This is a genomic window from Paucibacter sp. KCTC 42545, assembly GCF_001477625.1.
Lineage (GTDB): Bacteria > Pseudomonadota > Gammaproteobacteria > Burkholderiales > Burkholderiaceae_C > Paucibacter_A.
In genome coordinates this window covers 1,012,465-1,033,604 of record NZ_CP013692.1, presented here as the reverse complement: position 1 = coordinate 1,033,604, position 21,140 = coordinate 1,012,465, and the positions used below count along the sequence as shown (strand labels likewise).

Here is a 21,140-nt window from a genome sequence, read left to right as displayed (position 1 = left end):
TTGGCCTTTTGAATCGCTCAAGCACTCAGAGAATTTGCTCATCGGGTTGAAAGTGATTGAAGCCTGAGGTCCGGACCGAGTGGGCCGCCCAAACAAAAGGGCGATTGCTTGGATTGACCGGGCTGAGTTGCCTGCCACGTCTCTCGTGAGCCAAGCAGGCAGATCACCCCGGCCCCGCCGGAATCACCGGATTTTGTAGGAGTGCTCAAATGCCGCAGACCATTAATACCAATATTGCCTCGCTTAATGCGCAGCGCAATCTGAATATGTCGCAGGGCTCGCTGTCCGTGTCCATGCAGCGGCTCTCGTCCGGCATGCGGGTGAATTCGGCCAAAGACGATGCCGCCGGCTTGGCCATCGCCGAGCGCATGAACTCGCAAGTACGCGGTATGAATGTGGCGGTGCGAAATGCCAACGACGGCATTTCGCTGGCGCAAACGGCTGAAGGCGCCTTGTCCAAAGTCGGCGACACCTTGCAGCGCATGCGTGAACTGGCGGTGCAAGCGCGTAACGCCACCAACACCACCTCCGATCTGGACTCGATCGGCAAGGAATACACCGAGCTGGCAGCGGAAATCACCCGCGTGCTGGGCGGCACCACCTTTAACGGCAAGAAGATCTTGGGCGCCGATGCGGCCGTGCCACAAGACTTCCAAGTCGGCCCCAATACCGGTGCGGAAGACATCATCACGGTGACGACCACCGACATGACGCAAGACCCCACCGTGGTCACCGTGACTGGCACGACCATCTCGAATGTCGACACCACCGCGACGCTGAAGGTCGCGATCGACGCCATCGACGCGGCGATCAATACCATCAGCAGCCAGCGCGCAACTTTGGGCGCGTCGCAGAATCGCTTTGAAGCGGTGATCGCCAATCTGCAGGTCTCGGTGGAAAACCAGAGCGCCGCCCGCAGCCGCATCATGGATGCGGACTACGCGGCGGAAACCTCGAATCTGAGCCGCACACAAATTCTGCAGCAGGCCGGTAACGCCATGGTGGCCCAGGCCAACCAAATGCCGCAGCAAGTGCTGTCCCTGCTCAAGGGTTGATGGCGCAGCAACTCATTAGCGTCAACTTGGGTTGACGCTCAGAGGCGGTTAGGCATCAAGCCTGAACCGCCTTTAGTTTTTTGCGCAATGGCCGATAGGCCGTAAGCATGCAGTACCCGCCCGCCCAAGCAAGGGCTGCGGCGCGCAGGCAAAGGAGAGAAAAATGGCCACCATCACATCCACCGGCATTGGCAGCGGGCTCGACGTTGAGACCATCGTCTCCAAGCTGATGTCGATCGAACGCCAGCCGGTCGTCAATCTGCAAACGCGCGCCACCGCGCTAGAGGCCAAGCTCTCGTCCTACGGCAAGTTGCAAAGCAATATCAGCACCCTGAAGGACGCGGCCACCAAGCTGAACAATCCGGACATCTGGGGCGCCAATTTATCGACGTCCTCGGACGCCACCGCCGTCACCGCAGCCACCAGCCAAAGCTCGGTGGCCGGCAACTATGCCGTCAAGGTGACTCAGCTGGCCAGTGCGCAAACCATCAGCAGCACAGCCTACCCGGCCAATGCCACCACGGTCGGGCAAGGCTCGCTGACCATCGAACTCGGCGCCTGGAACGCCACCAACACCGGCTTCACGCCCACGGCAGGCAAGTCTGCCGTCACGATCAATATTGGCGCCGGTGAAGACAGCCTCACCGCCGCCCGCGACAAGATCAATTCATCCGGCGCCGGAGTCGTGGCCTCGGTGGTGACGGACAGCCAGGGCGCGCGCCTGGTGCTGCGCTCAGCCAGCACCGGCGCCAGCAACGGTTTTCGCGTTTCCGCTAATGAAACAGCGCCCGGGCCTAATGGCGGTGCAGGCCTATCCGCCCTCGCCTATGACCCCAGCAATGGCGTCAACACCGCGACCTTGGCGCAAAGCGCCAAAAGTGCGATGGGCACCATCAACGGCATTGCCGTGGTGTCTGAGACCAACTCGGTGGCCAATGTGATTGACGGCCTGACCGTCAACTTCGCCAAAGTGACGTTGGATGCGACCGGCGCGGCCAGCGAAGTCAATCTGACCGTGGGGCCGGACAAAGAGGCCATCAAGAAGGCCATCACCGACTTCACCACCGCCTACAACGCCTTGGCCACCTTCATGAAGGAGCAGACCAAGTTTGTACCCAAGTCAGGCACCACGGCCGCCACGGCAGGACCGCTGCAAGGTGACAGCACCGCTATTGGCCTGCAAGGCCAGATGCGCAGCTTGGTCAGCAGCTCCAGCACCTTGGGCGGCAGCTTGACCCGCTTCGCCGATATCGGCCTGGACCCACAAGCCGATGGCACGATCAAGATCACCACGGCCAAGCTCGACAGCGCTCTGGGCAAGATGGGCGACCTGAAAAAGCTCTTCTCCGGCCTCGACAGCGCCGACGCCAACAACAACGGCTTGACACAAAAGATCCGCGACCTGACCGACAAGGTGCTGAGCTTCGACGGCTCGCTCAACTCCAAGCAAACCGGTTTGCGCGACTCCATCAACCGCAACGGCAAGGACCAGGACGCCATCAATTTGCGGCTAGCCCTGGTCGAAAAACGCATGCGCACCAGCTACACCTCGCTGGACAAGAGCATGGCCAGCCTGAGCGGCCTGCAAAGCTACGTCACGCAGCAGTTCGGCGGCAAATAAGACTGAGTTCGGCCGGGCAAATGCCCTGTCAACGCCCTGCGCAGCCACTGGCTCGCAGGGCGTTTTTCATTTCCGCGGCCAAGTGTGAACTTGAGCATGAATAAAGCCTAGTTCAGACTAAAAAAGATCAATTCGAGCAACTCAAGTTTGCCGACGAGGCGTCGAAAACTATTCAACACAGCACAACTTGGGACGCAAATATGTACGGTAGCACCTCATCCCCTTTCGCATCGCGCACCCAAAGGGCGTCGATGTACAGCAAAGTGGGACTGGAGACCGACGTGCACGGTGCCAGCCCGCACCGACTCATCAGCATGCTGTTTGACGGCCTGTTCGATGCCATGACCCAAGCCCGCGGCGCAGTCCAGAACGGCAATAACGAACTCAAGAATCGCGCCCTGACCCGTGCCGTGCGCATTCTGGATGAAGGCCTGAAGGCTGGGCTGAATCTCGACTCCGGCCCCCTGGCTAAAGATTTGAACGACCTGTATGCCTATCTGTGCATGCGCCTGACCCGTGCCAACCTGCACAGCGACGCGGCGGCGATTGAGGAATGCCAGCGCATCCTCAGCCCGGTTCGCGAAGCCTGGACGGCCATTGGCAGCAATAACGAACTGCAACGCGCAGCCTGATGATGAAGCAATCCAAGGCAACATCCAATCAACACCCAAAGTCTCTAGCGGATCTAGCGATGAATACTCAACTCTTGAGCTACTACGAAGCCATTGAACAAGCCAGCGCCGACATGTTGAGCGCCGCCCGTTGCGGCAATTGGGATGAGGTGGTCAAACTCGAAGGCGCTTGCGTGCTGCTGATCTCGCAGCTCAAGCATGCGGCCTCGGCCAAGCAACTCGCCCCGGATGAAGCCAAGCTGAAGACGCGCATCATGCAGCGCATCTTGGTCAACGACGCTGAGATCCGCCACCTGGCCGAACCCTGGCTGGACGATCTGGACCGCGTGATGACGGGAAAAAGCAAAACTCTGCATTGATCGGCCAGAATGCACTGCGGCCGCCCACAAGGGGCCGGCCGCAGCGCCATCTTGTAGACCTTTGATGACAAGCCAAACCACCTCCCCGCCATCGCTCGCCGCGCCCGATCAGGACGCCGCGGGCGATTTCCGCATTCAGACCCCGGCCGAAATCCTCCAACTGCTGCAGGGGCTGCAGCGCGAACAGACCCGCATCAGCCTGCACGGCGCCAATGGCGCTTGCGTGCAGAGCTGCTTGAGCGCAGTGAATGCGAGCGAGGCTTCGCTGGGCTTTGATGCGCATCGCCAAGACCCGCAGTTGCAGGCTTTGCTGAGCGCCGACGAGGTCACGGCCGTTGCCTATCTGGATCAGATCAAGCTGCAGTTCGAACTCGACAGCCTGATGCTGCTGAACAGCCCGCAGATCAGCAATGGCACCGTGCTGCGTGCGCCATTGCCCGGCACGATGTACCGCTTTCAGCGCCGCCAGGCCTTCCGTGTGCGCCCCAACACCCGCACGCCGCAAGCCCGCCTGCCCGACCCACAAGCGCCCGAGCAGCAACTGCGCCTGCGCATCCTCGACCTCAGCCTGGGCGGACTGGCCTTGTTGTGGCCCGAAGACCAGCCGCCGCCGGCAATCGGCACACCCATCCCTTCGGCCCAGATCGAGCTGGACCGCGACACCCGTTTCGAGGCCAGCTTGCGGGTGCAAAACAGCCGCGCCGACCCGGACGGCGGCCTGCATCTGGGCCTGGTGTTTGAGCGCATTGATGCCGACGCTCAGCGCAGCTTGCAGCGCTTTGTCGACCAAATGCAAAAACTCGGCCGTTTGCTCAGCAAGCGCCCCGCCGCAGCGTGAACGGTCTTCGCCACGGTCACTCAGAAGTCAGCCGTGGCTTCACGCTGCTGGAAGCGGTGACCGTGATCGCCATCACCTGCATCTTGCTGGCGGCAGCCATACCCAGCTACCAGCATATGCTGCAACGCCGCCAGCTCCAGCAGGTGGCCGAGTTGCTGGCACTGGACATGCGACATGCGCGTGAATTAAGCGTTAGTGAAAACCAGCTCATTCACATCAGCTACCGCGCTGGCAAAAAATGGTGCTGGGGTGTCAGCCGGAACCAACCCTGCGATTGCAGCGGCAACACGCCGGGAGCCCGCTGCAATATCGCCCAGATGGACAGCAAAGAATATCCGCGGGTGCTGCTGGACATCGCGCAGGACTCCGCCTTCAGCCCCGGCCTGGGCCAGGTCGCGCAAACCGGCGCAGCAGCTTTTCGCACCGAGCGTGGCCAAAACCTGCGTGTGCAGTTGAACCCCTTGGGCCGGCCGCAAGTTTGCGGGCGTGACGCACCTGGCGGCGTGGCCTGCCCCTAGCGCCAGTGATGGCGGCCGTAACTGCCATGACGGCAGCGGCGCGATGTACAAAACCCCTGGAATGCCAAGTATTCACGCCTGGCGGCCACTCTCACACCCGCCTCCTCGCCCTCGTCATCAAGGCTAAACGCCGGCGCACCAGACTGCGGCGCCATGCAGCCTCAAGACCGCCCCCAGAAAACCGCCGCCGCCCGCGCCTACCTGAGTCAGCAGCCCGGCCAGCACGGCGCACCAGTAGCTCAGCCGATATTGACGCGCGCCCAGCGCATGCTGCTGATCACGGTCGACGGCCAGCGCAGCGAGTCTGAGTTGTTGAGCTTGGCGCGCAGCCTCGGGCTGGACGCAGCCGTGCTGAGGCAGTTGGAAACGCTAGGCTTGATCAGCCGCCCGAATGCAAGCGAGCAGGCCCAGCAGCGCGAACGTGCCGCCGAGCAAGACCGCCGCACCCGAATGCTGGCGGCGGCCAAACTTTTTGCGCTGGAGCTAGCCAGCCGCATGCTGGTCGGCCAGGACGGCAGGCTGCGTGAGCAGATGCGGGCGGTTCAGAGCGAATCGGCCTTCTGGGATTGGCTGGCGCAGTGCGAAAGCAGCATCACGCTGGTGGCTGACGCCGAACGGGCGGCGCTGTTTCGCCACCGCGTGGCCGCCAATCTGCCCAGACCTTAGCGCGCGATTGGCAGGAAAAGTCTGACAGCGGCAAGCGCCATCACACCTGCATATTCATGATTTCGCTGTAGGCGGAGACCAAACGGTTGCGCACCTGCAAGGTGGCTTGAAAGCCGATCTGTGCCTTCTGCATGGCGACCATGGTTTCTTCCAGGCTCACCGTCGGGTTGTCCAGCTGGACTTCGCGCTGCAGGCGCGTGGCCTCGGTCTGCGCCTGGCTGACGCCTTTCATGGCCTGGGCCATCGCGTCACCGAAGCTGGCGCCACCGACCGCCTTGGGCTTGGCCAAGGGCTGACCGTTCACGGCCAAGCCTGCCCGGGAGGCGGCTTGCGCGAAATCGAACGGTTTGAGCTTCAGGTCCATCGTGACTCCATCCCACCAGCAACTGCGGGACGCAGGAGTGGCGATGGGAAGAAGTCTAGGGCGCGGCGGCCTCGCCTGAAGAACGGAGATAAGCGCCCTTCCTCGGCTTGTTCCCAGCTTTCTTAAGGGTGCAAATCCGAATAATTCACTCATTCCTGCACTTTCCCGTGCGGCCGTGAATTAGCTCACATCCGATTCAAGCCACGGCACACACCGCCGCCCTTCACCGCAAGCATTTCCGCTCAGCTCATGGACAACGCGATCAGCCCCAACGTCACTGCCCTGCCCCTCGCCGTCACCCCCGGCGAGCAGAGCTTTGGCGCCCGCCTGGTGGCCATGCCCACACGCAGCAAGGTGATGATGGCCGCCGGCCTGGCCGTGCTGGCCGGCGCCGTGCTGGCCATGACCTTGTGGAGCAACCAAGGCGACTTCCGGCCGGTGTTCACCGGCTTGTCTGATAAAGACGGCGGCGCCGTCATCGCCCAGCTGACCACCTTGGGCGTGCCCTACCGCAACGATCCCGGCGGCACGATCTTGGTGCCAGCCAGCCAGGTCTACGACGTGCGCATGAAGCTGGCCTCGGCCGGCCTGCCCAAGGGCAGCACCGTCGGCTTCGAGCTGATGGACAAAAGCTCCATCGGCCAGACCCAATTCAATGAACGGCTGAACTTCCAGCGCGGCCTGGAAGGCGAGCTGACCCGCACCATCACCGCCCTGGCCGATGTGGCCGATGCGCGCGTGCACCTGGCCATGCCGCAGCAAAACGGTTTTTTCCGCGAACAGCAAAAGCCCAGCGCCTCGGTGATGCTGACCCTGCGCGGCGGCCGCACCCTGGATCGCGCCCAGATTGCTGGCATCGTGCATCTGGTGTCGGCCAGCGTGCCTGAGCTGGCGCCCAAGGCCGTCAGCGTGCTGGACCAAACCGGCGCCCTGCTGTCCAACACCAGCGACAACGGCAATGGCCTCGACAGCCAGCAGCTGCAATACAAGCAGCAAATCGAAGCCAATATCAACAAGCGCATCTACGAGCTGCTGGAGCCGGTGGTGGGCCGCGAAAACCTGCGCGCCACCGTCACCGCCGATGTGGACTTCTCGCAAGTCGAATCCACCGCCGAGGAGTTCAAGCCCAACCAGGGCCAGAACGCCAGCGCCGCGGTGCGCAGCTCGCAAACCAACGAATCCACCAACGGCACGCCCGCCCTGCCCACCGGCGTGCCGGGTGCCGCCACCAACCAGCCGCCCGTGCCGGCCACCGCGCCCATCACCGGCGCCTCGGCCCCGCTGCAAGTTGCCGGCGGCAGCGCCACGAACAGCTCGCGCCGCGAGGCCGTCACCAATTTCGAACTCGACAAAACCGTGCGCGTGGTGCGCAACGCCACCGGCCAGGTGCGTCGCCTGAATGCCGCCGTGGTGGTGAACCACCGCTCCAGCACCGACCCCAAGGGCAAGGTCAACACCATTCCCGTGCCGCAGGAAGAGCTCGACAAGCTGACCGCCCTGGTCAAGGAAACCATGGGTTTCAGCCAGGAGCGTGGTGACTCGCTGAAGATCATCAGCGCCCCCTTCATGAGCGACAAGCAAGACGCCGCCGACCTGCCGCTGTGGAAGCAGCCGCTGGTGCTGGACATGGTGCGCGCCGCGGCCGTGCCGCTGGCCCTGGTCTTGGTGGCGCTGATTGCCGTGTTCGGCATGGTGCGCCCAGCCATCCGTGCGGCCTACCCACCGCCGGTGGAGCCTGTCGCTGGCAAGGAAGGCGAAGGCCCGCAAGAACTCAACGCCATCGTCGACGACGAAAACCAACTGCCCGCCGTGCTGGGCGCCAACGGCTTGCCCGCCCTGGAGGCCCCGGTCTCCAACGACAAGCTGGAGCGTGCCCGTGCCCTGGCCCGCGAGAACCCGATTGCCGTGGCCAACATCATGCGCAGCTGGATGACCGGCGAAGCCGCCTGAGCACGCCCTCACTGAACGCACCAAGAGACCAGCACCATCATGGACGAATCCGGAGTAGAAGACGCTGCCATCTTGCTGATGTCACTCGGCGAGGAAGAGGCTTCCGAGGTCTTCAAGCATTTGCAGCCCAAGGAAGTGCAAGCCCTGGGCGAGACGATTGCCAAGCTCAAGGTGGTGGCGCGCGAAAAGGTCGAGCAAGTGTTGACCCGCTTCGACGCTGTGGCCGCCACCCAAAGCACCCTGGTCAGCGACACCGACGAGTATGTGCGCTCGGTGCTGCGCAAGGCCCTGGGCGACGACAAGGCCAATTTGCTGCTGGACCGCATTCTGCAAGGCAGCGATGTCTCCAGCATCGAAAGCCTGAAGTGGATGGACGCGACCTCGGTGGCCGAGTTGCTGCGCAACGAACACCCGCAAATCATCGCCGCCATCCTGGCCCACCTGGACTATGACCAGACCAGCTCGGTGCTGCGCGTCTTCACCGAACGCCAGCGCAACGAAGTGCTGGTGCGCATCGCCACGCTGGACGGCATTCAGCCCCTGGCCTTGAAGGACCTCAACGAAGTCTTGAGCCAGGTGCTGGCCGGCGGCGAGCGCATGAAGAAGTCCAATTTGGGCGGCGTCAAGACCGCGGCCGAAATCATCAATATGTTGGGCTCCAGCGTGGAAGCCTCGGTGCTGGACTACATCCGCGAAGCCGATGCCGACCTGGCCCAGAAGATCATGGACAACATGTTCACCTTCGACGATCTGGAGAAGGTCGACGACAAGGGCATCCAGGCCGTGCTCAAGGAAGTGCAGAGCGAGTCGCTCATCGTCGCCCTCAAGGGCGCCAGCGCCGAGCTGCGCGAGAAGGTGTTGCGCAATATGTCCTCCCGCGCTGCCGAAACGCTGCGCGAAGACCTCGAGTCGCGCGGCCCAGTGCGCCTCTCCGAAGTGGAGTCCGAGCAGAAGGAAATGCTCAAGATCGTGCGCCGCCTGGTGGACGAAGGCACCATCGTCCTGGCCGGTGGCGGCGACGACCAGTTCGTTTGATCTATTGATCGATTACCCAAGCGCTGAATCCCATGAGTGCCGCCAGAACGCCCCCCCGCCAAGTGCCGCCGCCGCAGCGCGAAGGCAATGCCCCGCGCAGCAGCAGCTATAGCCGCTTCATTCCGCGCGAGGAGTTGCAAGGCTTTGCCGCCTGGAACCCCGACGCCCTGCATGGCGCGATGAACGAAAAGCGCCCCTCGGTCAGCGCACCAGCGCCCACCCCGAGCACGCCACCCGAGCCCGCAGCTGCGCCCGAGCCGGATGTTTCCGAGCTGCTGCATGAAGCCCGCCAGTCCGGCTACCAAGACGGTTACCGCGACGGCATGGCCGCGCTGGACGCCTTCAAGCAAAGCTTCGCCAAGCAGATGGCCGGCCAAATTGGCGCGTTGGTGAAGAATTTCGACGCCGACTTCCTGGCCCTGGAAGGCGAGATGGCGCAAGCCCTGGCACGCTGCGCGGTGGAACTGGCACGCCAAGTGGTGCGCAGCGAAATCACCCAGCGCCCCGAGCACATCGCCAAGGTCGCGCATGACGCGGTGGAGGCTTTGCAGCTCTCGGCCAAGCATGTGCGGGTGCGCGTCAACCCGGCGGACTATCCGCTGGTGATCGACGGCGCCGGCGAAGAAATGCGTGCCCGCGAAGCGCAAGTGCTGCCCGACCCCGATGTGGCGCGCGGCGGCTGCAAAGTGGATTCAGACATCAGCAGCGTTGACGCCACGCTGGCGACCCGCTGGCAGCAAGCCGCCGCCGCCATGGGCCAAGCCTCGCTGTGGGAAGACCGCCGCGCCGGCGCTGCGCCCGCCGCCCCTTTGGATGATGCGGAGCTGGCGCCATGAGCGGCTTTCAAGACCTCGACCTCGCAGACCTGAGCACCGGCCAAGGCGATGCCGAGCCGGGCCCGGAGCGCTACAGCACCCGCCCGGGCCGCTGGCAGCAATATCTGCAAGACATGCAAGCCTTTGCCGGCAACCCGGTGCCGCTGGAGTCGCAAGGCAAGCTGGTGCGTGTGGCCGGCTTGGTGCTGGAAGCAACTGGCGTGAAAGTGCCGGTGGGCTCGGTTTGCGAAATTCAAATGCCCAGCTCGGGCGCCAACCCCCAGCGCGGCCTGCGCCCGGTGAATGCCGAGGTGGTGGGCTTCTCGGGCGATCGCGCCTATCTGATGCCGACCGATGAGATTCAAGGCCTGTCCAGCGGCGCCATGGTGCTGCCACGCGCCCTGCCCCTGATCGCCCCGCAACTGGGCATGCCCCTGCACCCCTGGCGCCGTGGCGAAGACCGCGGCCTGCATCTGCCCATGGGCGAAGGCCTGCTGGGCCGGGTGGTGGATTCGCACGGCCATCCCCTGGACCGCCGCGGCCCACTCCACGATGTGCATGCCGAACCGATGGTGCGCCGCCCCATCAATGCGATGGACCGCGACCCGGTGCGCACACCGCTGGACACCGGCGTGCGCGCCATCAACAGCATGCTCACCGTCGGCCGCGGCCAGCGCCTGGGCCTGTTCGCCGGCACCGGCGTCGGTAAATCGGTGCTGCTGGGCATGATGGCCCGCTTCACGCAGGCCGATGTGATCGTGGTCGGCCTGATCGGCGAGCGCGGCCGCGAAGTGAAGGAATTCATCGAAGACATTCTGGGCAATGAAGGCCTGCACCGCTCGGTCGTGGTGGCCGCGCCCGCTGACGCGCCGCCGCTGGTTCGCATGCAAGGCGCCCACTACGCCACCGCCATTGCCGAAAACTTCCGCGACCGTGGCCAGCATGTGCTGCTGCTGATGGATTCGCTGACCCGCTACGCCATGGCCCAGCGCGAGATCGCCCTGGCGATTGGCGAGCCGCCGGCCACCAAAGGCTATCCGCCCAGCTGCTTTGCCAAACTGCCCCAGTTGGTGGAACGCAGCGGCAACGGCCTGCCCGGCGAAGGCTCCATCACCGCCTTCTACACCGTGCTGAGCGAGGGCGACGACCAGCAAGACCCCATCGCCGACGCCGCGCGCGGCATTTTGGACGGCCACATCGTTTTGAGCCGCGAACTCGCCGAGGCCGGCCATTACCCCGCCATCGACATCGAACGCTCGATCAGCCGGGTGATGACCAATGTGGCCCCACAAGCGCACATCGAGGCAGCTCGTCGCTGCCGTCAACTGCTCGCTAAATACAACAAAGCGCGCGATCTGATCCAGCTGGGTGCTTATGTACCTGGCAATGACTTCGAGCTGGATCTGGCCGTGCGCAGCCATCCCGATATCAACCGGCTATTGCAGCAAGACATGCACAGCCCGGCCTCCTTGGCCGACAGCGTCCGACAACTCACAAGCGTAGTTAAGGACGCCTGAGATCTGTCGATAAACCCGAGAAGCAAGACTCAGCCGCCGCGGCCCCTTGCCTCTCTTTTGCGGAGTTAGCACCATGAGTTCAAGCAATCTGCAGGTCCTCACCATCTTGCTGGAGCGCGCCGAGAGCGAACGCGACGAAGCCCTGCGCATCTTTCAAGAAGCAGAAAAGCGCGCCACCCAGGCCCGCAACCAACATGGCGAGCTGAACCAGTACCGCAGCGACTACCAGCAGCGCTGGACCCAGCAGTTCGCCTCGCACGGCACCATGGACATCGTGGCTTGTTACCAAAGCTTCGGTGGCCGCCTGGACGAAGCCATCAGCAGCCAGGGCAATATCACCCAGTACGCCGACCAGCGCCAAGCCGCCGCCCGCGAAAAGCTGCGCGAGACCGATATGCGCGTGGCCGCCATCAGCAAGCTGATTGAGCGCCGCCAGCAGGAAAAGAACCGCGCCGTGCAGCGCCAGGAGCAAAAAGCCTGCGATGAACAAGCCGCCCGCACCCTGCAGTCGGCCTACAACCCTTTTGTGCGCCTGAGCGCTTGAGGTCCGCAGCATGAGCAGCTTCGTCAACAACCTCTCCCGCAGCGACTCGGCCCGGGTCAGCAACCCCGGCGCCAAGCCCAGCAGCCAGCCCGAAGGTGCTAGCGGCAATTTCTCACTCATGCTGAGCAAGTTTGTGCCGGCGACACCCCCGGCGCCGACCCCACCGCCGGTGACCACCACCCCGGTGATGGACAGCGCCCGCCGCGATCAAGAACGCTTGAGCACCGCCAACCGCGAAAACAGCCAAGCGCAAGAGCGCGACAGCCTGGAGCGCAGCGCGGCGCAGCAACAGCAAGAAAGCCGCAGCCAAGCCCTCAAGCGCAGCAACACTTCGGCCGACAAAGCCGGCCGAGGCGCGACCCAAGCCGGCGCCAAGCCTGATGGCGCCACCGTGTCCGGCAAAGCCACGGCGAAGGCTGAGGCCACGGCTGAGGGTGTCGATGCGTCGGGTGAACTGAAGAACACCAAGGCCAAGGCCGCGGCCAGCGAGCAGTCCGAATCCGCCACCAGCCAAGCCCCCAGCACAGCGCAGGCTGAGCCCAATGCCAGCCAGATCGCCGCAGCGGACCCACGCACGGCCAAGCTGCTCGGTGGCCAGAATGCGGCCGACAGTGCCGGCACCGAAACCACCGACGACGCAACAGCCAGCACCGATCCCGCCAACGGCCAAGCCATCGCTGGCCCAGGCGGCAAGCGCTCGGCCCAGGCCGCGCTGGGCCGCCAGGAACTGAGCGCCGAGCAGGCCAAAGGCCAAGCGGCAGCAACAGCCACCTCAAGCGCAGCCAATGCTGAACCCAGCTTTGCCGGCCAAATGCAAGCCGCCAGCCAGGCGGCAAGCACGGGTCTGAGCGCCGCGACACCGGCCAAGGCTGAAGCAGCCAGCGCCGATGTGTTGGCAGCACTCAGCCAAGCCGGCCCTGCGGCTGCCTCGGGCGCCAGCGCCGATGTGGCGCCGCTGAACCAAGCCGGCAGCGCTGCAAGCGCCAGCCAGATCAGCCTGCCCCAGCCCTTGCACAGCGCAACTTTTGCGCCCGAGATGGCGGCGCGCCTGAGCGTGCTGGCCTCGCAAGGCGTGCAAGAAGCGCATTTGCACCTGAACCCGGCCGAGATGGGCCCCGTCGCGGTGCAAATCGTGGTGGACGGCCAGCAAGCCCAGGTTTCCTTCCACGCCGAAAACGCGCAAACCCGCGAGGTGTTGGAACGCGGCCTGCCCGATCTGGCGGCCGCCTTGCGTGAAAACGGCCTGACCCTCAGCGGCGGCGGCGTGTTCCAGCAGCAGATGAGCCAGCAAGGCCAGGCCAGTCAAGGCCAGGGCCAAGAGGGCACGAGCGCCTCGCGTGGTGTGCGTATGGGCAATCGCAGCCTGATTAACGTCGACAATGGCAACAGCCTGAGCACCGCAAGGCCAATGCCGCGCAGCACGCAAGGGGTGCTGGATCTGTACGCTTGAGTTTGGGCATGAAGGCAGGCCTGAAGCCAGGCAGCATGAGCGGGCAGCCGGCCGGGGTCGATTAAGCGAGCCGAGGCCCTTCTTTTCGCCGCTTGAGCCAAACGCCTGGCCTCAATAATCAGCCTCAAGCCCAATGCTGGGCCGCCACCGTCATCACAGGAGTTCGCATCCATGTCCGCACCCGCCGCACCCGCCGCAGACGCACCCAAGGGTGGGGGTAATAAAAAGCTGATCATCATCATCGCGGCCGTGCTGGTTTTGGTGCTGGTGGGTGGTGGTGCCGCCTTTCTCTTGCTGAAGAAGAAGGCCCCTGCCGAAGGCGAGGACGGCGCGGAAGAAGTGCATGAACCCGCCCCTGTCCACGCCAAGCCCAAGCCTGGCACGCCTCCAACGTTTGTGCCGCTGGATCCCTTCACGGTCAATTTGTCGGACAAGGATGTGGACCGCTTCGCCCAAATCGGCGTCACCCTTGAGGTCGTTGACGCAAAAACCGCTGATCAGATCAAGGCCTACCTGCCCGCCATCCGCAGCAATGTGCTGATGCTCTTGTCGCACAAGTCCTCGGTCGAATTGCTGACCATCGAAGGCAAGGAGAAGCTGGCGCGCGAGATCAAGCGCGAGTCGGTCCGGCCCATGGGCATCGAGTTGGACGACGAGGATGAAGAAGATCCTCCGCCAGACACCGTCAAGAAGAAAAAGAAGAAAAAGCGCCAGCATGTCGAAAGCCCGGTGACCAATGTGCTGTTCTCCACTTTCATCGTCCAGTGAGCCTGAAGCCTTCGCGCATCGGTGATTCAGCATGAATCAACAAATACTTTCACAAGACGAAGTCGACGCCCTTCTGCAAGGCATCACCGGTGAGAGCCAAAAGCTCGACGCCGAGGAGGAGCAGGTCGGCGGCATACGCGACTACAACCTGGCCAGCCAGGAGCGCATTGTTCGTGGGCGCATGCCCACGATGGAAATCATCAACGAACGCTTCGCCCGCAATATCCGTGTGGGCCTGTTCAACTTCATCCGCAAGAGCCCGGAAGTCGCCATCGGCGGCATCAAGGTGCAGAAGTACAGCGCCTTCTTGCGCGAGATCGTGGTGCCCACCAACTTCAACATCGTCTCGGTCAAGCCGCTGCGCGGCTCCGGGCTGATCGTCTGCGACCCGACGCTGGTGTTCGCGGTGATTGATTCGCTGTTCGGCGGCATCGGCAAATTCCATGCGCGCATCGAAGGGCGTGATTTCTCTGCCACCGAGCAGCGCGTGATTCTGCGCCTGGTGGAAGTGATCACCGCCGAGTATCACAAGGCCTGGAAGGGCATCTATCCGCTGGAACTCGAATTCCAGCGCTCGGAGATGCAGCCCCAGTTCGCCAATATCGCCACACCCAGCGAGATCGTGGTGTCCACCTCCTTCACCCTGGAAATTGGTGAAGTCAGTGGCACGGTCTACTTCTGCATCCCTTACGCCACGCTGGAGCCGATTCGCGATGTGCTGTACTCCACCACCGTGGGTGACAGCACCGAGCCGGACCGCCGCTGGGTCAATCTGCTCAAGCACCAGATTCAAGACGCGAAGGTCGAGTTGGTGGCCGAGTTGGGCACCGCGCCCGCCACGGTAGAGCAGCTGCTGGCCTTCAAACCCGGCGACTTCATCGAGCTGGACCTCGAGTCGCTTATCAAGGCCAAGATCGACGGCGTGCCTGTCTATGACTGCCATTACGGCACCACCAACGGCAAGTACGCCATCAAAGTTGAACAAATGTTGACCGCCCCCGACCAGGGTTGGCTGGGAGCCCGCAATGTCACCTGATACCCCATCCTCCGAAGAACAAGACGCAATGGCGGCCGAATGGGCCGCTGCCCTGGCCGAAGCCAAGCCCAACGATGTGGCCGAAGAGGTCAGCGCGCCCACCGAGCAGGTGGCGCCGGCCAGCTTCGCCAATTTCTCGCCCACGCCCAGCAATTTGCCCAGCGGCGACATCAATATGATTCTGGACATTCCCGTCCAGTTGACCGTTGAGTTGGGCCGTACCCGCATTCCCATCAAGAACATCCTGCAACTCGCGCAAGGCTCGGTGGTGGAACTCGATGCCCTGGCGGGCGAGCCCATGGACGTGCTGGTCAACGGCTACTTGATCGCCCAAGGCGAGGTGGTGGTGGTGAATGACAAGTTCGGTATTCGCCTGACCGACATCGTCACGCCCTCCGAGCGGATGCGACGCTTGTCCAAGGGCTGAAATTGGCGTCAGGCAAAACCTGACCCCCGATTGGAGTCAAGGCCGCTTTGCGGCCTTTATTGTGCGGTTTGACACAGCGCCCTGCTGGTGACAATCAAACCCATGAACTCGCCCTTCCTCCCTTTCCTGTGGTTTCTGGCCATTCTGTGCCTGATCCCTCTTGCCCTGTGGCTGCTCAAGCGCAGCCCCATGGGTGGCAGCCTGAACCCGCAAGGCGTGATGCGCGTTGTCGCACAGCTGCCCATCTCCCCCAATCAAAAACTGCTGACGGTCGAGGTCGGCCAAGGCGATCAGCGCCGTTGGCTTGTCCTGGGCGTCACCGCCCAGCAGATCTGCACCTTGCACGAGATGGCGCCGCAGGCTGAAGCCACAGAGAGCGCGGCTGCCGTGCCATTTGCGCAGATGCTGGGCGCGCGCTTGCGTGGGCAGGGCGCCGCCAAGGCTGGGGAACATGATGCGTCTTGACCCTCGCTGGATGAAGCGGGCGCTGGCCTTCTCACTGCTCACGGCATTGTCCGCGGCGGCCTGGAGCCAAGCGGCAGGCAACCCACCGCCGGCCACGCTGCCCTTGCTGATCGGGCAAGGCTCGGGCGGCAGCAATTACTCGGTGCCGATCCAGACCCTGCTGTTCTTCACGGCACTGGGCTTTCTGCCGGCCATGCTCTTGATGATGACCGGCTTCACCCGCATCGTCATCGTGCTGTCCCTGATGCGTCAGGCCTTGGGCACGCAAGCCGCGCCGCCGAATCAGGTGATTGTGGGCCTGAGCCTGTTCCTGACTTTTTTCGTCATGAGCCCGACCCTGGACAAGGTCTACGCCGATGCTTGGCAGCCTTATAGTGCAGGCCAAATCGGCTTCGAAGAAGCCGTTAAGCGCGCCGAGCCGCCAATGCGTAACTTCATGCTCAAGCAGACCCGGCAGGCCGACGTAGCCCTGTTCACCCGCCTGGCCAAGCTCGACAGCAGCATCAAGGCCGAAGATGTGCCCTTCAAGGTCCTGGTGCCGGCCTTTGTCACCAGCGAGCTGAAAAGCGCCTTCCAGATTGCCTTCCTGATCTTCATCCCCTTCCTGGTCATCGACATGATCGTCAGCAGCGTGCTGATGAGCCTGGGCATGATGATGCTGTCGCCCGTGCTGGTGGCACTGCCCTTCAAGCTGATGCTGTTTGTATTGGCCGATGGTTGGAATCTGCTCCTGGGTTCGCTGGCGGCGTCTTTCGTCACCTAGGCGCAGGCAAGACCTGACCGCATTGCGAACCACTCCAGTCGAACAACAAGAAACCACAGGCAAAGAGAAGCACCATGGATGCACAACAAGTCTTCACCTACGGCCAACAAGGTCTCTACATCCTGCTGCTGGTGTCGGCGCCAATTCTGCTCACCGTGCTGCTGGTCGGCGTGCTGGTGAGCGTGTTTCAGGCCGCCACGCAGATCAACGAAGCAACGCTGAGTTTCGTGCCCAAGGTGATCGCCGCGGTGCTGATCTTGGCCATCACCGGGCCATGGATGGTGAACACCTTGGTGGAGTACATCCAGCGCACCTTACAAGCCATTCCGCAAGCCGTCGGCTGAGATGATTTCCTTCACCGAAGCTCAGCTGCTGGCGTGGTTGAACCCACTGCTGTGGCCCTTCATCCGCACCATGGCACTGTTCGCGGGCATGCCCATCTTCAGCCAACGCAATGTGCCGATGCGCGCGCGCATTGGCCTGGCCATCTTTATCTCGATGGCGGCCCAGCCCTCGCTGCCGCCCATGCCTCTGACGCCGCTGGACTCACTGCCAACGCTGCTGCTCTTGCTGGGGCAGCAATTGCTGATCGGCCTGTCCATGGGCTTTGCCGTTCGGCTGGTGTTTGCCGCGCTGGAGTTCGCGGGTGAGTTAATCGGCCTGCAGATGGGCCTGAACTACGCCGGCTTCTTCGACCCCGCCACGGGCAGCCAGGGCACAGGCACTGCACGCTTTTTTGGCAGCATGGTGGCTTTTCTATTCATTGCCATCAATGGCCACCTGCTCTTGATCAATTCCTTGATTCAAAGCTTCCACGTGTTTCCGATCGGCGACGAGCCGTTTCGCTTTCTGCGCGTGACGCAGCCGCAGACCTGGGGCGCCGAAATCTTCCGCATGGGGTTGTGGATCGCCCTGCCCTTGATCACCATGCTGATGTTCGTCAACTTGGTGCTGGGGGTGATTTCACGTGTCGCGCCGCAGATCGGCGTGTTCTCGGTCGGCTTCCCGCTGACTGTGAGCATCGGCCTGATCGGCATGGTGGCTACCCTGCCGCTGATGCAAACACCCTTTATGGTGGCTCTGGAGCGCATGCTCGCGGCATTCACCTAGCTCGCTGCCGCCTTGCTTGGGGCGTACATGCTATTCAAGCGTACTCAGTGGCCACAGAGGCGCTAGAGGCAATTTGCGTCACCGATCCATGGGCAAGTACCAAGCCCAGCCCAACAAGGGCCGGAGAGGCCCTTCACGCCAATCTATCCAAACATCAATGTGCTGGTGCCCAGGACGGGACTTGAACCCGTACGACGTTTAAGTCGAATCTTTATTAGGCTGTTATGAGCTTATGGACAATTAAGGCGCCGCATGAATCAATACCTTGGCGCGCCAGTAGTGTCCATTCAATGTCTTACGTTATGGACAATTCTGAGCCCCTTCGTCACTCAAATGTCCATAGGTACGCAGCCAGAACTCACCGGCTTCGCGCCCCCTCTGCAAATCGGCCAAGTACAGTTTGAACAGGTCGACACGCCGATGGAGTGTATGCGTCCGGCCATCCCATCTTGAATTGACCCGTCGCGACTGGAAGGATCGTGTCCACGTAGAACAAGGTGGACACGATGGCAAGCGACAAGCCTACGAGGCGACGGAACTACAGCGATGCGTTGAAGACGCAGGTGATGGCCGAATGCGAAGTGCCGGGCACTTCGGTAGCGAAGGTGGCCCTGGCCCACGGCATCAATGCCAATGTCGTGCATCGTTGGCGGCAACTACTGCGTGAGGGCAAGCCATCACTGCCCGCGATCTCAAGCGGCTTCGTCCCGGTATCGCTTGCGTCGGCGCCTGTGCCATCGGAGTTTGTCGCCAGCGCCGACATTCGGGTTGAGCTGCGCCGTGGCGCTATTGCCATGACGATCAACTGGCCGACGTCGGCCACGGCCGAGTTCGCCGCGTGGACCCGTGAGGTACAGCGTTGAACAGCGTGTCGCCGGCATCCGTAATCGTTTTTGCCGCAGGGGTCGCGCCAATGAGCGCGTCGACATCGTCCAGGGCTGGCACCCAGGTTTTTAGGGTGGCATTGTTGGTTTTCTGGGCAGCGCCCAAAGCCGGTTGGACTGATGAGCCGCCCGTCGCTGTCAAGCTGTCCAGGTCGGTGACGATCAGTGTCAACAGGCCCAGATGATCAATCAATGGAAGCAGACGATGGGCGTGGCTACCGCCCTTCTCCAGCAAGGTGACGTAGCTCTGATGCAGCACCTTGTAGTGAGCCCGAATGAAATTGGGGATGAGCATGCGCTCAGCTGGACCCTCGACGAGGATCGCTGCGTCGGCGAAGAACAGGTCGGCGTGCTGCGCACGCAAGTACCGTGTGACGAAGCGCTCGGTCTCCGTGCCCTCCCCGAACACCTGCGACAGCTTGACCACCGTCGACACCGGCACCTTTGCCACCATGCCGGCCGGCAGCCTGCGGAAATACCGCAAGCTGGAGAACGGCGTCTCGTGCGCAACGTGGCTCGAGTGCGTGCTGACGATCAGTTGCGTGCGCAGTGCATCGTTTTCTCCCAGCTCTGGACGCCTACGCAGCAACTCGTACGCCTTCTTGATGAAGACTTGCTGCACCTGTGCATGCAGGTGCGTAAGCTCACCCACCAAGTAGACAACTGAAATCAGAGAATGCGGCCCAACCCGAAAGGAAGAGGCCCATGAGGAAGAGCAAGTTCACGGAGAGCCAGATCGTGGCGATCCTCAAAGAAGGCGAGGCAGGCATGCCTGTGGCGGAGGTGTGCCGTAAGCACGCCATCAGCGCGCCGACGTATTACGCGTGGAAGAGCAAGTACGCGGGCGCGACGGTGTCGGACCTGACGCGCATGCGCGAGTTGGAGACAGAGAACGCGCGGCTCAAGCGCATGTACGCGGACTTGGCATTGGAGAACGCCGCGATCAAGGGTAATCCCCCCGTTTTACATTGAATCGAGAAGTAGAAAGGGTCATGCAACGTTGGCCAGTCGCTGCTTGGGGGTGATGCCGCCCAAGGCCATATTTGGGCGGTCGTGATTGTATTTCCACATCCACTGGGTGGCGAACAGCTGAGCCTCTTGAGACCGCTGCATAACATCCCTAATGCGCGCAACTTGAAGATGCGGTGCAATACAGGGCATGGACAGTTTCTTCCTGATGGGTGCCAAGCCGCTGGTTCAAGACTCGCCGACGATGAAGTTGCACGAGTTGCTGGATTGGGTTGAGATCAGCCACAAGCTCAAAGGCTTGTACAAGCGTGAGGCCAGTAATGGCGGCGGACCTGAGCCCTATGCGCCGCTGGCGATGTTCAAGCTGATGCTGCTGGGCCAGTGGCATGGTCTGTCGGACACGCAGTTGGAGCATGCGCTCAAGGTTCGACTGGACTTTATGGTGTTCACTGGCTTCGAGCCCGGTGACGACAGCTTTCCTGATGCCACCACCATCTGCCGCTTCCGCAACCGATTGGTGACGGCCAAGCTCGATCAAGTGCTGCTGCGCCGGGTCAATGTGCAACTTGAAGGCCAGGGGCTCAAGGTGGCCGGCAGCCGGGGCGCCATCATCGACGCCACGATCATCGAGAGCGCGGCTCGGCCGAATCAACACATCGAAGTCGATGAGGACGGCCAGGCCGATGTGGTGGACAGTGCAGACGACGAAGCCCGCTGGGTCAAGAAAGGCAAGGACGCCTTCTTCGGCTATCGCGGCTACAGCGCGGTGGACACAGAAGATGGCTATGTCGAGCACGTCGAAGTCCACCCCGCCAACCAAGCCGAAGTCAACAAGTTGCCCGGCATCGTGGAGGCGCTCGCAGCGCAAGGCGTCCAGCCTGAGGGTGTGCTGGCCGACAAGGGCTACGCGAGCGCAGCCAACCGGGAGTACCTCAAGAACAAGGGCATCGGCGACCTGATCCAGTTCAAGGGGAGCCGAGGCAACCCGGTGCATCCTTTGCAGACGCAGATGAACCGGGCCATCGCCACGCTGCGCTACAAGGTCGAGCAAGGCTTCGGGACAATGAAGAGAAAGTTCCACCTGAGCCGAGCGCGGTACTTTGGCGCGGCCAAAACGCAGGCGCAAATGGCGTGGGCGGCGCTGGGTGTCAACCTGCTCAAGGCGATGAGGAAGCTGCAAAGCGGACGGCTGCAGCCGTGTGCAGGGAGTAGTCCGTCTTGATGGGCCAAAGGGCCCGAAGGAAGGGCCGAAAACCCTTCAAAACGCTCTAAAACCGAGCGATTTTTCCGCATCATGGAATCCTCGCCTGCCGCTGAGGTGGGCGAGTTTGCAGAGCGGGTTATGCAGCGGTCT

Annotated in this window: 24 protein-coding genes and 1 pseudogene; 23 read left to right on the top strand and 2 right to left on the bottom strand. The window is 62.6% G+C overall.

What is annotated here, in order from left to right; translation table 11 throughout:
- Positions 1–209 precede the first annotated feature (209 nt).
- From AT984_RS04540 to AT984_RS04510, 7 genes are all read left to right on the top strand, one after another.
- Entirely contained in the window at positions 210–1,055 is an 846-nt protein-coding gene (locus tag AT984_RS04540; RefSeq protein ID WP_058719079.1) for a flagellin N-terminal helical domain-containing protein, read from the top strand.
- Positions 1,056–1,218: 163 nt separating this feature from the next.
- Positions 1,219–2,676 (top strand): flagellar filament capping protein FliD, encoded by a 1,458-nt coding sequence (fliD, locus tag AT984_RS04535; RefSeq protein WP_058719078.1) that lies wholly within the window; start codon positions 1,219–1,221, stop codon positions 2,674–2,676.
- A gap of 251 nt (positions 2,677–2,927) precedes the next feature.
- Complete coding sequence (gene fliS, locus AT984_RS04530; protein ID WP_231741520.1) at positions 2,928–3,308, top strand: flagellar export chaperone FliS; 381 nt, start codon at positions 2,928–2,930, stop codon at positions 3,306–3,308.
- 59 nt (positions 3,309–3,367) lie between these two features.
- A complete protein-coding gene (locus AT984_RS04525) occupies positions 3,368–3,667 on the top strand; it encodes a flagellar protein FliT (protein WP_058719076.1) in 300 nt (99 codons plus the stop codon).
- Positions 3,668–3,731: 64 nt separating this feature from the next.
- Positions 3,732–4,505 carry a flagellar brake protein gene (locus AT984_RS04520; RefSeq protein ID WP_058719075.1) on the top strand — a complete coding sequence of 258 codons (774 nt, stop codon included), beginning with the start codon at positions 3,732–3,734 and terminating at the stop codon, positions 4,503–4,505.
- Entirely contained in the window at positions 4,502–5,023 is a 522-nt protein-coding gene (locus AT984_RS04515; protein ID WP_058719074.1) for a type II secretion system protein, read from the top strand. The genes AT984_RS04520 and AT984_RS04515 overlap by 4 nt, the downstream gene beginning before the upstream one ends.
- A gap of 153 nt (positions 5,024–5,176) precedes the next feature.
- Positions 5,177–5,689 (top strand): hypothetical protein, encoded by a 513-nt coding sequence (locus AT984_RS04510; protein ID WP_058719073.1) that lies wholly within the window; start codon positions 5,177–5,179, stop codon positions 5,687–5,689.
- 40 nt (positions 5,690–5,729) lie between these two features.
- Here the strand turns inward: AT984_RS04510 and fliE are convergent, their stop codons facing one another.
- Complete coding sequence (gene fliE, locus AT984_RS04505; RefSeq protein ID WP_058719072.1) at positions 5,730–6,053, bottom strand: flagellar hook-basal body complex protein FliE; 324 nt, start codon at positions 6,051–6,053, stop codon at positions 5,730–5,732.
- A 249-nt stretch (positions 6,054–6,302) separates the two neighbouring features.
- Here fliE and fliF point away from each other — a divergent pair, with 249 nt between their 5' ends.
- The 14 genes from fliF to tnpA all read left to right on the top strand — a co-directional run bounded on the left by fliF (position 6,303) and on the right by tnpA (position 18,796).
- Entirely contained in the window at positions 6,303–8,003 is a 1,701-nt protein-coding gene (fliF, locus tag AT984_RS04500; RefSeq protein WP_058719071.1) for a flagellar basal-body MS-ring/collar protein FliF, read from the top strand.
- A 39-nt stretch (positions 8,004–8,042) separates the two neighbouring features.
- Complete coding sequence (gene fliG, locus AT984_RS04495) at positions 8,043–9,038, top strand: flagellar motor switch protein FliG (protein ID WP_058719070.1); 996 nt, start codon at positions 8,043–8,045, stop codon at positions 9,036–9,038.
- 32 nt (positions 9,039–9,070) lie between these two features.
- On the top strand, positions 9,071–9,874 hold the full coding sequence (locus AT984_RS04490) for a FliH/SctL family protein (protein ID WP_082679786.1): 804 nt from the start codon (positions 9,071–9,073) through the stop codon (positions 9,872–9,874).
- Positions 9,875–9,987: 113 nt separating this feature from the next.
- A complete protein-coding gene (fliI, locus tag AT984_RS04485; RefSeq protein WP_058722084.1) occupies positions 9,988–11,370 on the top strand; it encodes a flagellar protein export ATPase FliI in 1,383 nt (460 codons plus the stop codon).
- A gap of 73 nt (positions 11,371–11,443) precedes the next feature.
- Positions 11,444–11,914, top strand: a complete 471-nt coding sequence (fliJ, locus tag AT984_RS04480) for a flagellar export protein FliJ (RefSeq protein ID WP_058719069.1) — start codon at positions 11,444–11,446, stop codon at positions 11,912–11,914.
- Between the two features lie 10 nt (positions 11,915–11,924).
- On the top strand, positions 11,925–13,364 hold the full coding sequence (locus tag AT984_RS04475) for a flagellar hook-length control protein FliK (RefSeq protein WP_058719068.1): 1,440 nt from the start codon (positions 11,925–11,927) through the stop codon (positions 13,362–13,364).
- 171 nt (positions 13,365–13,535) lie between these two features.
- Positions 13,536–14,132, top strand: coding sequence for a flagellar basal body-associated FliL family protein (locus AT984_RS04470; protein WP_058719067.1), 597 nt, complete (start codon positions 13,536–13,538; stop codon positions 14,130–14,132).
- Positions 14,133–14,163: 31 nt separating this feature from the next.
- The gene (gene fliM, locus AT984_RS04465; RefSeq protein ID WP_058719066.1) at positions 14,164–15,168 is read left to right on the top strand and encodes a flagellar motor switch protein FliM; all 1,005 of its coding nucleotides are present in this window, start codon (positions 14,164–14,166) and stop codon (positions 15,166–15,168) included.
- Positions 15,158–15,595 (top strand): flagellar motor switch protein FliN, encoded by a 438-nt coding sequence (fliN, locus tag AT984_RS04460; protein ID WP_058719065.1) that lies wholly within the window; start codon positions 15,158–15,160, stop codon positions 15,593–15,595. The genes fliM and fliN overlap by 11 nt, the downstream gene beginning before the upstream one ends.
- A 102-nt stretch (positions 15,596–15,697) precedes the next feature.
- Complete coding sequence (gene fliO, locus AT984_RS04455; RefSeq protein ID WP_058719064.1) at positions 15,698–16,060, top strand: flagellar biosynthetic protein FliO; 363 nt, start codon at positions 15,698–15,700, stop codon at positions 16,058–16,060.
- Positions 16,050–16,823, top strand: coding sequence for a flagellar type III secretion system pore protein FliP (gene fliP, locus AT984_RS04450; RefSeq protein WP_058722083.1), 774 nt, complete (start codon positions 16,050–16,052; stop codon positions 16,821–16,823). Before fliO ends, fliP begins: the two co-directional genes overlap by 11 nt.
- Before the next feature lie 74 nt (positions 16,824–16,897).
- Positions 16,898–17,167 carry a flagellar biosynthesis protein FliQ gene (fliQ, locus tag AT984_RS04445; protein WP_058719063.1) on the top strand — a complete coding sequence of 90 codons (270 nt, stop codon included), beginning with the start codon at positions 16,898–16,900 and terminating at the stop codon, positions 17,165–17,167.
- 1 nt (position 17,168) lies between these two features.
- On the top strand, positions 17,169–17,933 hold the full coding sequence (gene fliR, locus AT984_RS04440; protein WP_058719062.1) for a flagellar biosynthetic protein FliR: 765 nt from the start codon (positions 17,169–17,171) through the stop codon (positions 17,931–17,933).
- A 506-nt stretch (positions 17,934–18,439) separates the two neighbouring features.
- Positions 18,440–18,796, top strand: coding sequence for an IS66-like element accessory protein TnpA (gene tnpA / locus AT984_RS22350; protein WP_082679784.1), 357 nt, complete (start codon positions 18,440–18,442; stop codon positions 18,794–18,796).
- Here the strand turns inward: tnpA and AT984_RS04435 are convergent.
- Positions 18,735–19,439: a TOPRIM nucleotidyl transferase/hydrolase domain-containing protein gene (locus AT984_RS04435; protein WP_231741519.1), complete on the bottom strand. Its 705-nt coding sequence runs from the start codon at positions 19,437–19,439 to the stop codon at positions 18,735–18,737. The two genes, tnpA and AT984_RS04435, sit on opposite strands and share 62 nt — an antisense overlap.
- Positions 19,440–19,522: 83 nt before the next feature.
- On the opposite strand from AT984_RS04435, the pseudogene AT984_RS04430 reads away from it, so the two are divergent.
- Together AT984_RS04430 and AT984_RS04425 are read left to right on the top strand one after the other, a co-directional pair.
- Positions 19,523–19,765 (top strand): annotated as a pseudogene (locus AT984_RS04430) (transposase); the annotation flags it as partial.
- Between the two features lie 211 nt (positions 19,766–19,976).
- A complete protein-coding gene (locus tag AT984_RS04425) occupies positions 19,977–21,008 on the top strand; it encodes an IS5 family transposase (protein ID WP_058719059.1) in 1,032 nt (343 codons plus the stop codon).
- Positions 21,009–21,140 lie beyond the last annotated feature (132 nt).

Excerpts from the sequence above, each read along its gene's own strand:
- AT984_RS04540 (WP_058719079.1), top strand. The coding sequence starts at position 210 with ATGCCGCAGACCATTAATACCAATATTGCCTCGCTTAATGCGCAGCGC.
- fliD (WP_058719078.1), top strand. The coding sequence starts at position 1,219 with ATGGCCACCATCACATCCACCGGCATTGGCAGCGGGCTCGACGTTGAG.
- fliS (WP_231741520.1), top strand. The coding sequence starts at position 2,928 with ATGTACAGCAAAGTGGGACTGGAGACCGACGTGCACGGTGCCAGCCCG.
- AT984_RS04525 (WP_058719076.1), top strand. The coding sequence starts at position 3,368 with ATGAATACTCAACTCTTGAGCTACTACGAAGCCATTGAACAAGCCAGC.
- AT984_RS04520 (WP_058719075.1), top strand. The coding sequence starts at position 3,732 with ATGACAAGCCAAACCACCTCCCCGCCATCGCTCGCCGCGCCCGATCAG.
- AT984_RS04510 (WP_058719073.1), top strand. The coding sequence starts at position 5,177 with ATGCAGCCTCAAGACCGCCCCCAGAAAACCGCCGCCGCCCGCGCCTAC.
- fliE (WP_058719072.1), bottom strand. The coding sequence starts at position 6,053 with ATGGACCTGAAGCTCAAACCGTTCGATTTCGCGCAAGCCGCCTCCCGG.
- fliF (WP_058719071.1), top strand. The coding sequence starts at position 6,303 with ATGGACAACGCGATCAGCCCCAACGTCACTGCCCTGCCCCTCGCCGTC.
- fliG (WP_058719070.1), top strand. The coding sequence starts at position 8,043 with ATGGACGAATCCGGAGTAGAAGACGCTGCCATCTTGCTGATGTCACTC.
- AT984_RS04490 (WP_082679786.1), top strand. The coding sequence starts at position 9,071 with ATGAGTGCCGCCAGAACGCCCCCCCGCCAAGTGCCGCCGCCGCAGCGC.
- fliI (WP_058722084.1), top strand. The coding sequence starts at position 9,988 with ATGCAAGCCTTTGCCGGCAACCCGGTGCCGCTGGAGTCGCAAGGCAAG.
- fliJ (WP_058719069.1), top strand. The coding sequence starts at position 11,444 with ATGAGTTCAAGCAATCTGCAGGTCCTCACCATCTTGCTGGAGCGCGCC.
- AT984_RS04475 (WP_058719068.1), top strand. The coding sequence starts at position 11,925 with ATGAGCAGCTTCGTCAACAACCTCTCCCGCAGCGACTCGGCCCGGGTC.
- AT984_RS04470 (WP_058719067.1), top strand. The coding sequence starts at position 13,536 with ATGTCCGCACCCGCCGCACCCGCCGCAGACGCACCCAAGGGTGGGGGT.
- fliM (WP_058719066.1), top strand. The coding sequence starts at position 14,164 with ATGAATCAACAAATACTTTCACAAGACGAAGTCGACGCCCTTCTGCAA.
- fliN (WP_058719065.1), top strand. The coding sequence starts at position 15,158 with ATGTCACCTGATACCCCATCCTCCGAAGAACAAGACGCAATGGCGGCC.
- fliO (WP_058719064.1), top strand. The coding sequence starts at position 15,698 with ATGAACTCGCCCTTCCTCCCTTTCCTGTGGTTTCTGGCCATTCTGTGC.
- fliP (WP_058722083.1), top strand. The coding sequence starts at position 16,050 with ATGCGTCTTGACCCTCGCTGGATGAAGCGGGCGCTGGCCTTCTCACTG.
- fliQ (WP_058719063.1), top strand. The coding sequence starts at position 16,898 with ATGGATGCACAACAAGTCTTCACCTACGGCCAACAAGGTCTCTACATC.
- fliR (WP_058719062.1), top strand. The coding sequence starts at position 17,169 with ATGATTTCCTTCACCGAAGCTCAGCTGCTGGCGTGGTTGAACCCACTG.
- tnpA (WP_082679784.1), top strand. The coding sequence starts at position 18,440 with ATGGCAAGCGACAAGCCTACGAGGCGACGGAACTACAGCGATGCGTTG.
- AT984_RS04425 (WP_058719059.1), top strand. The coding sequence starts at position 19,977 with ATGGACAGTTTCTTCCTGATGGGTGCCAAGCCGCTGGTTCAAGACTCG.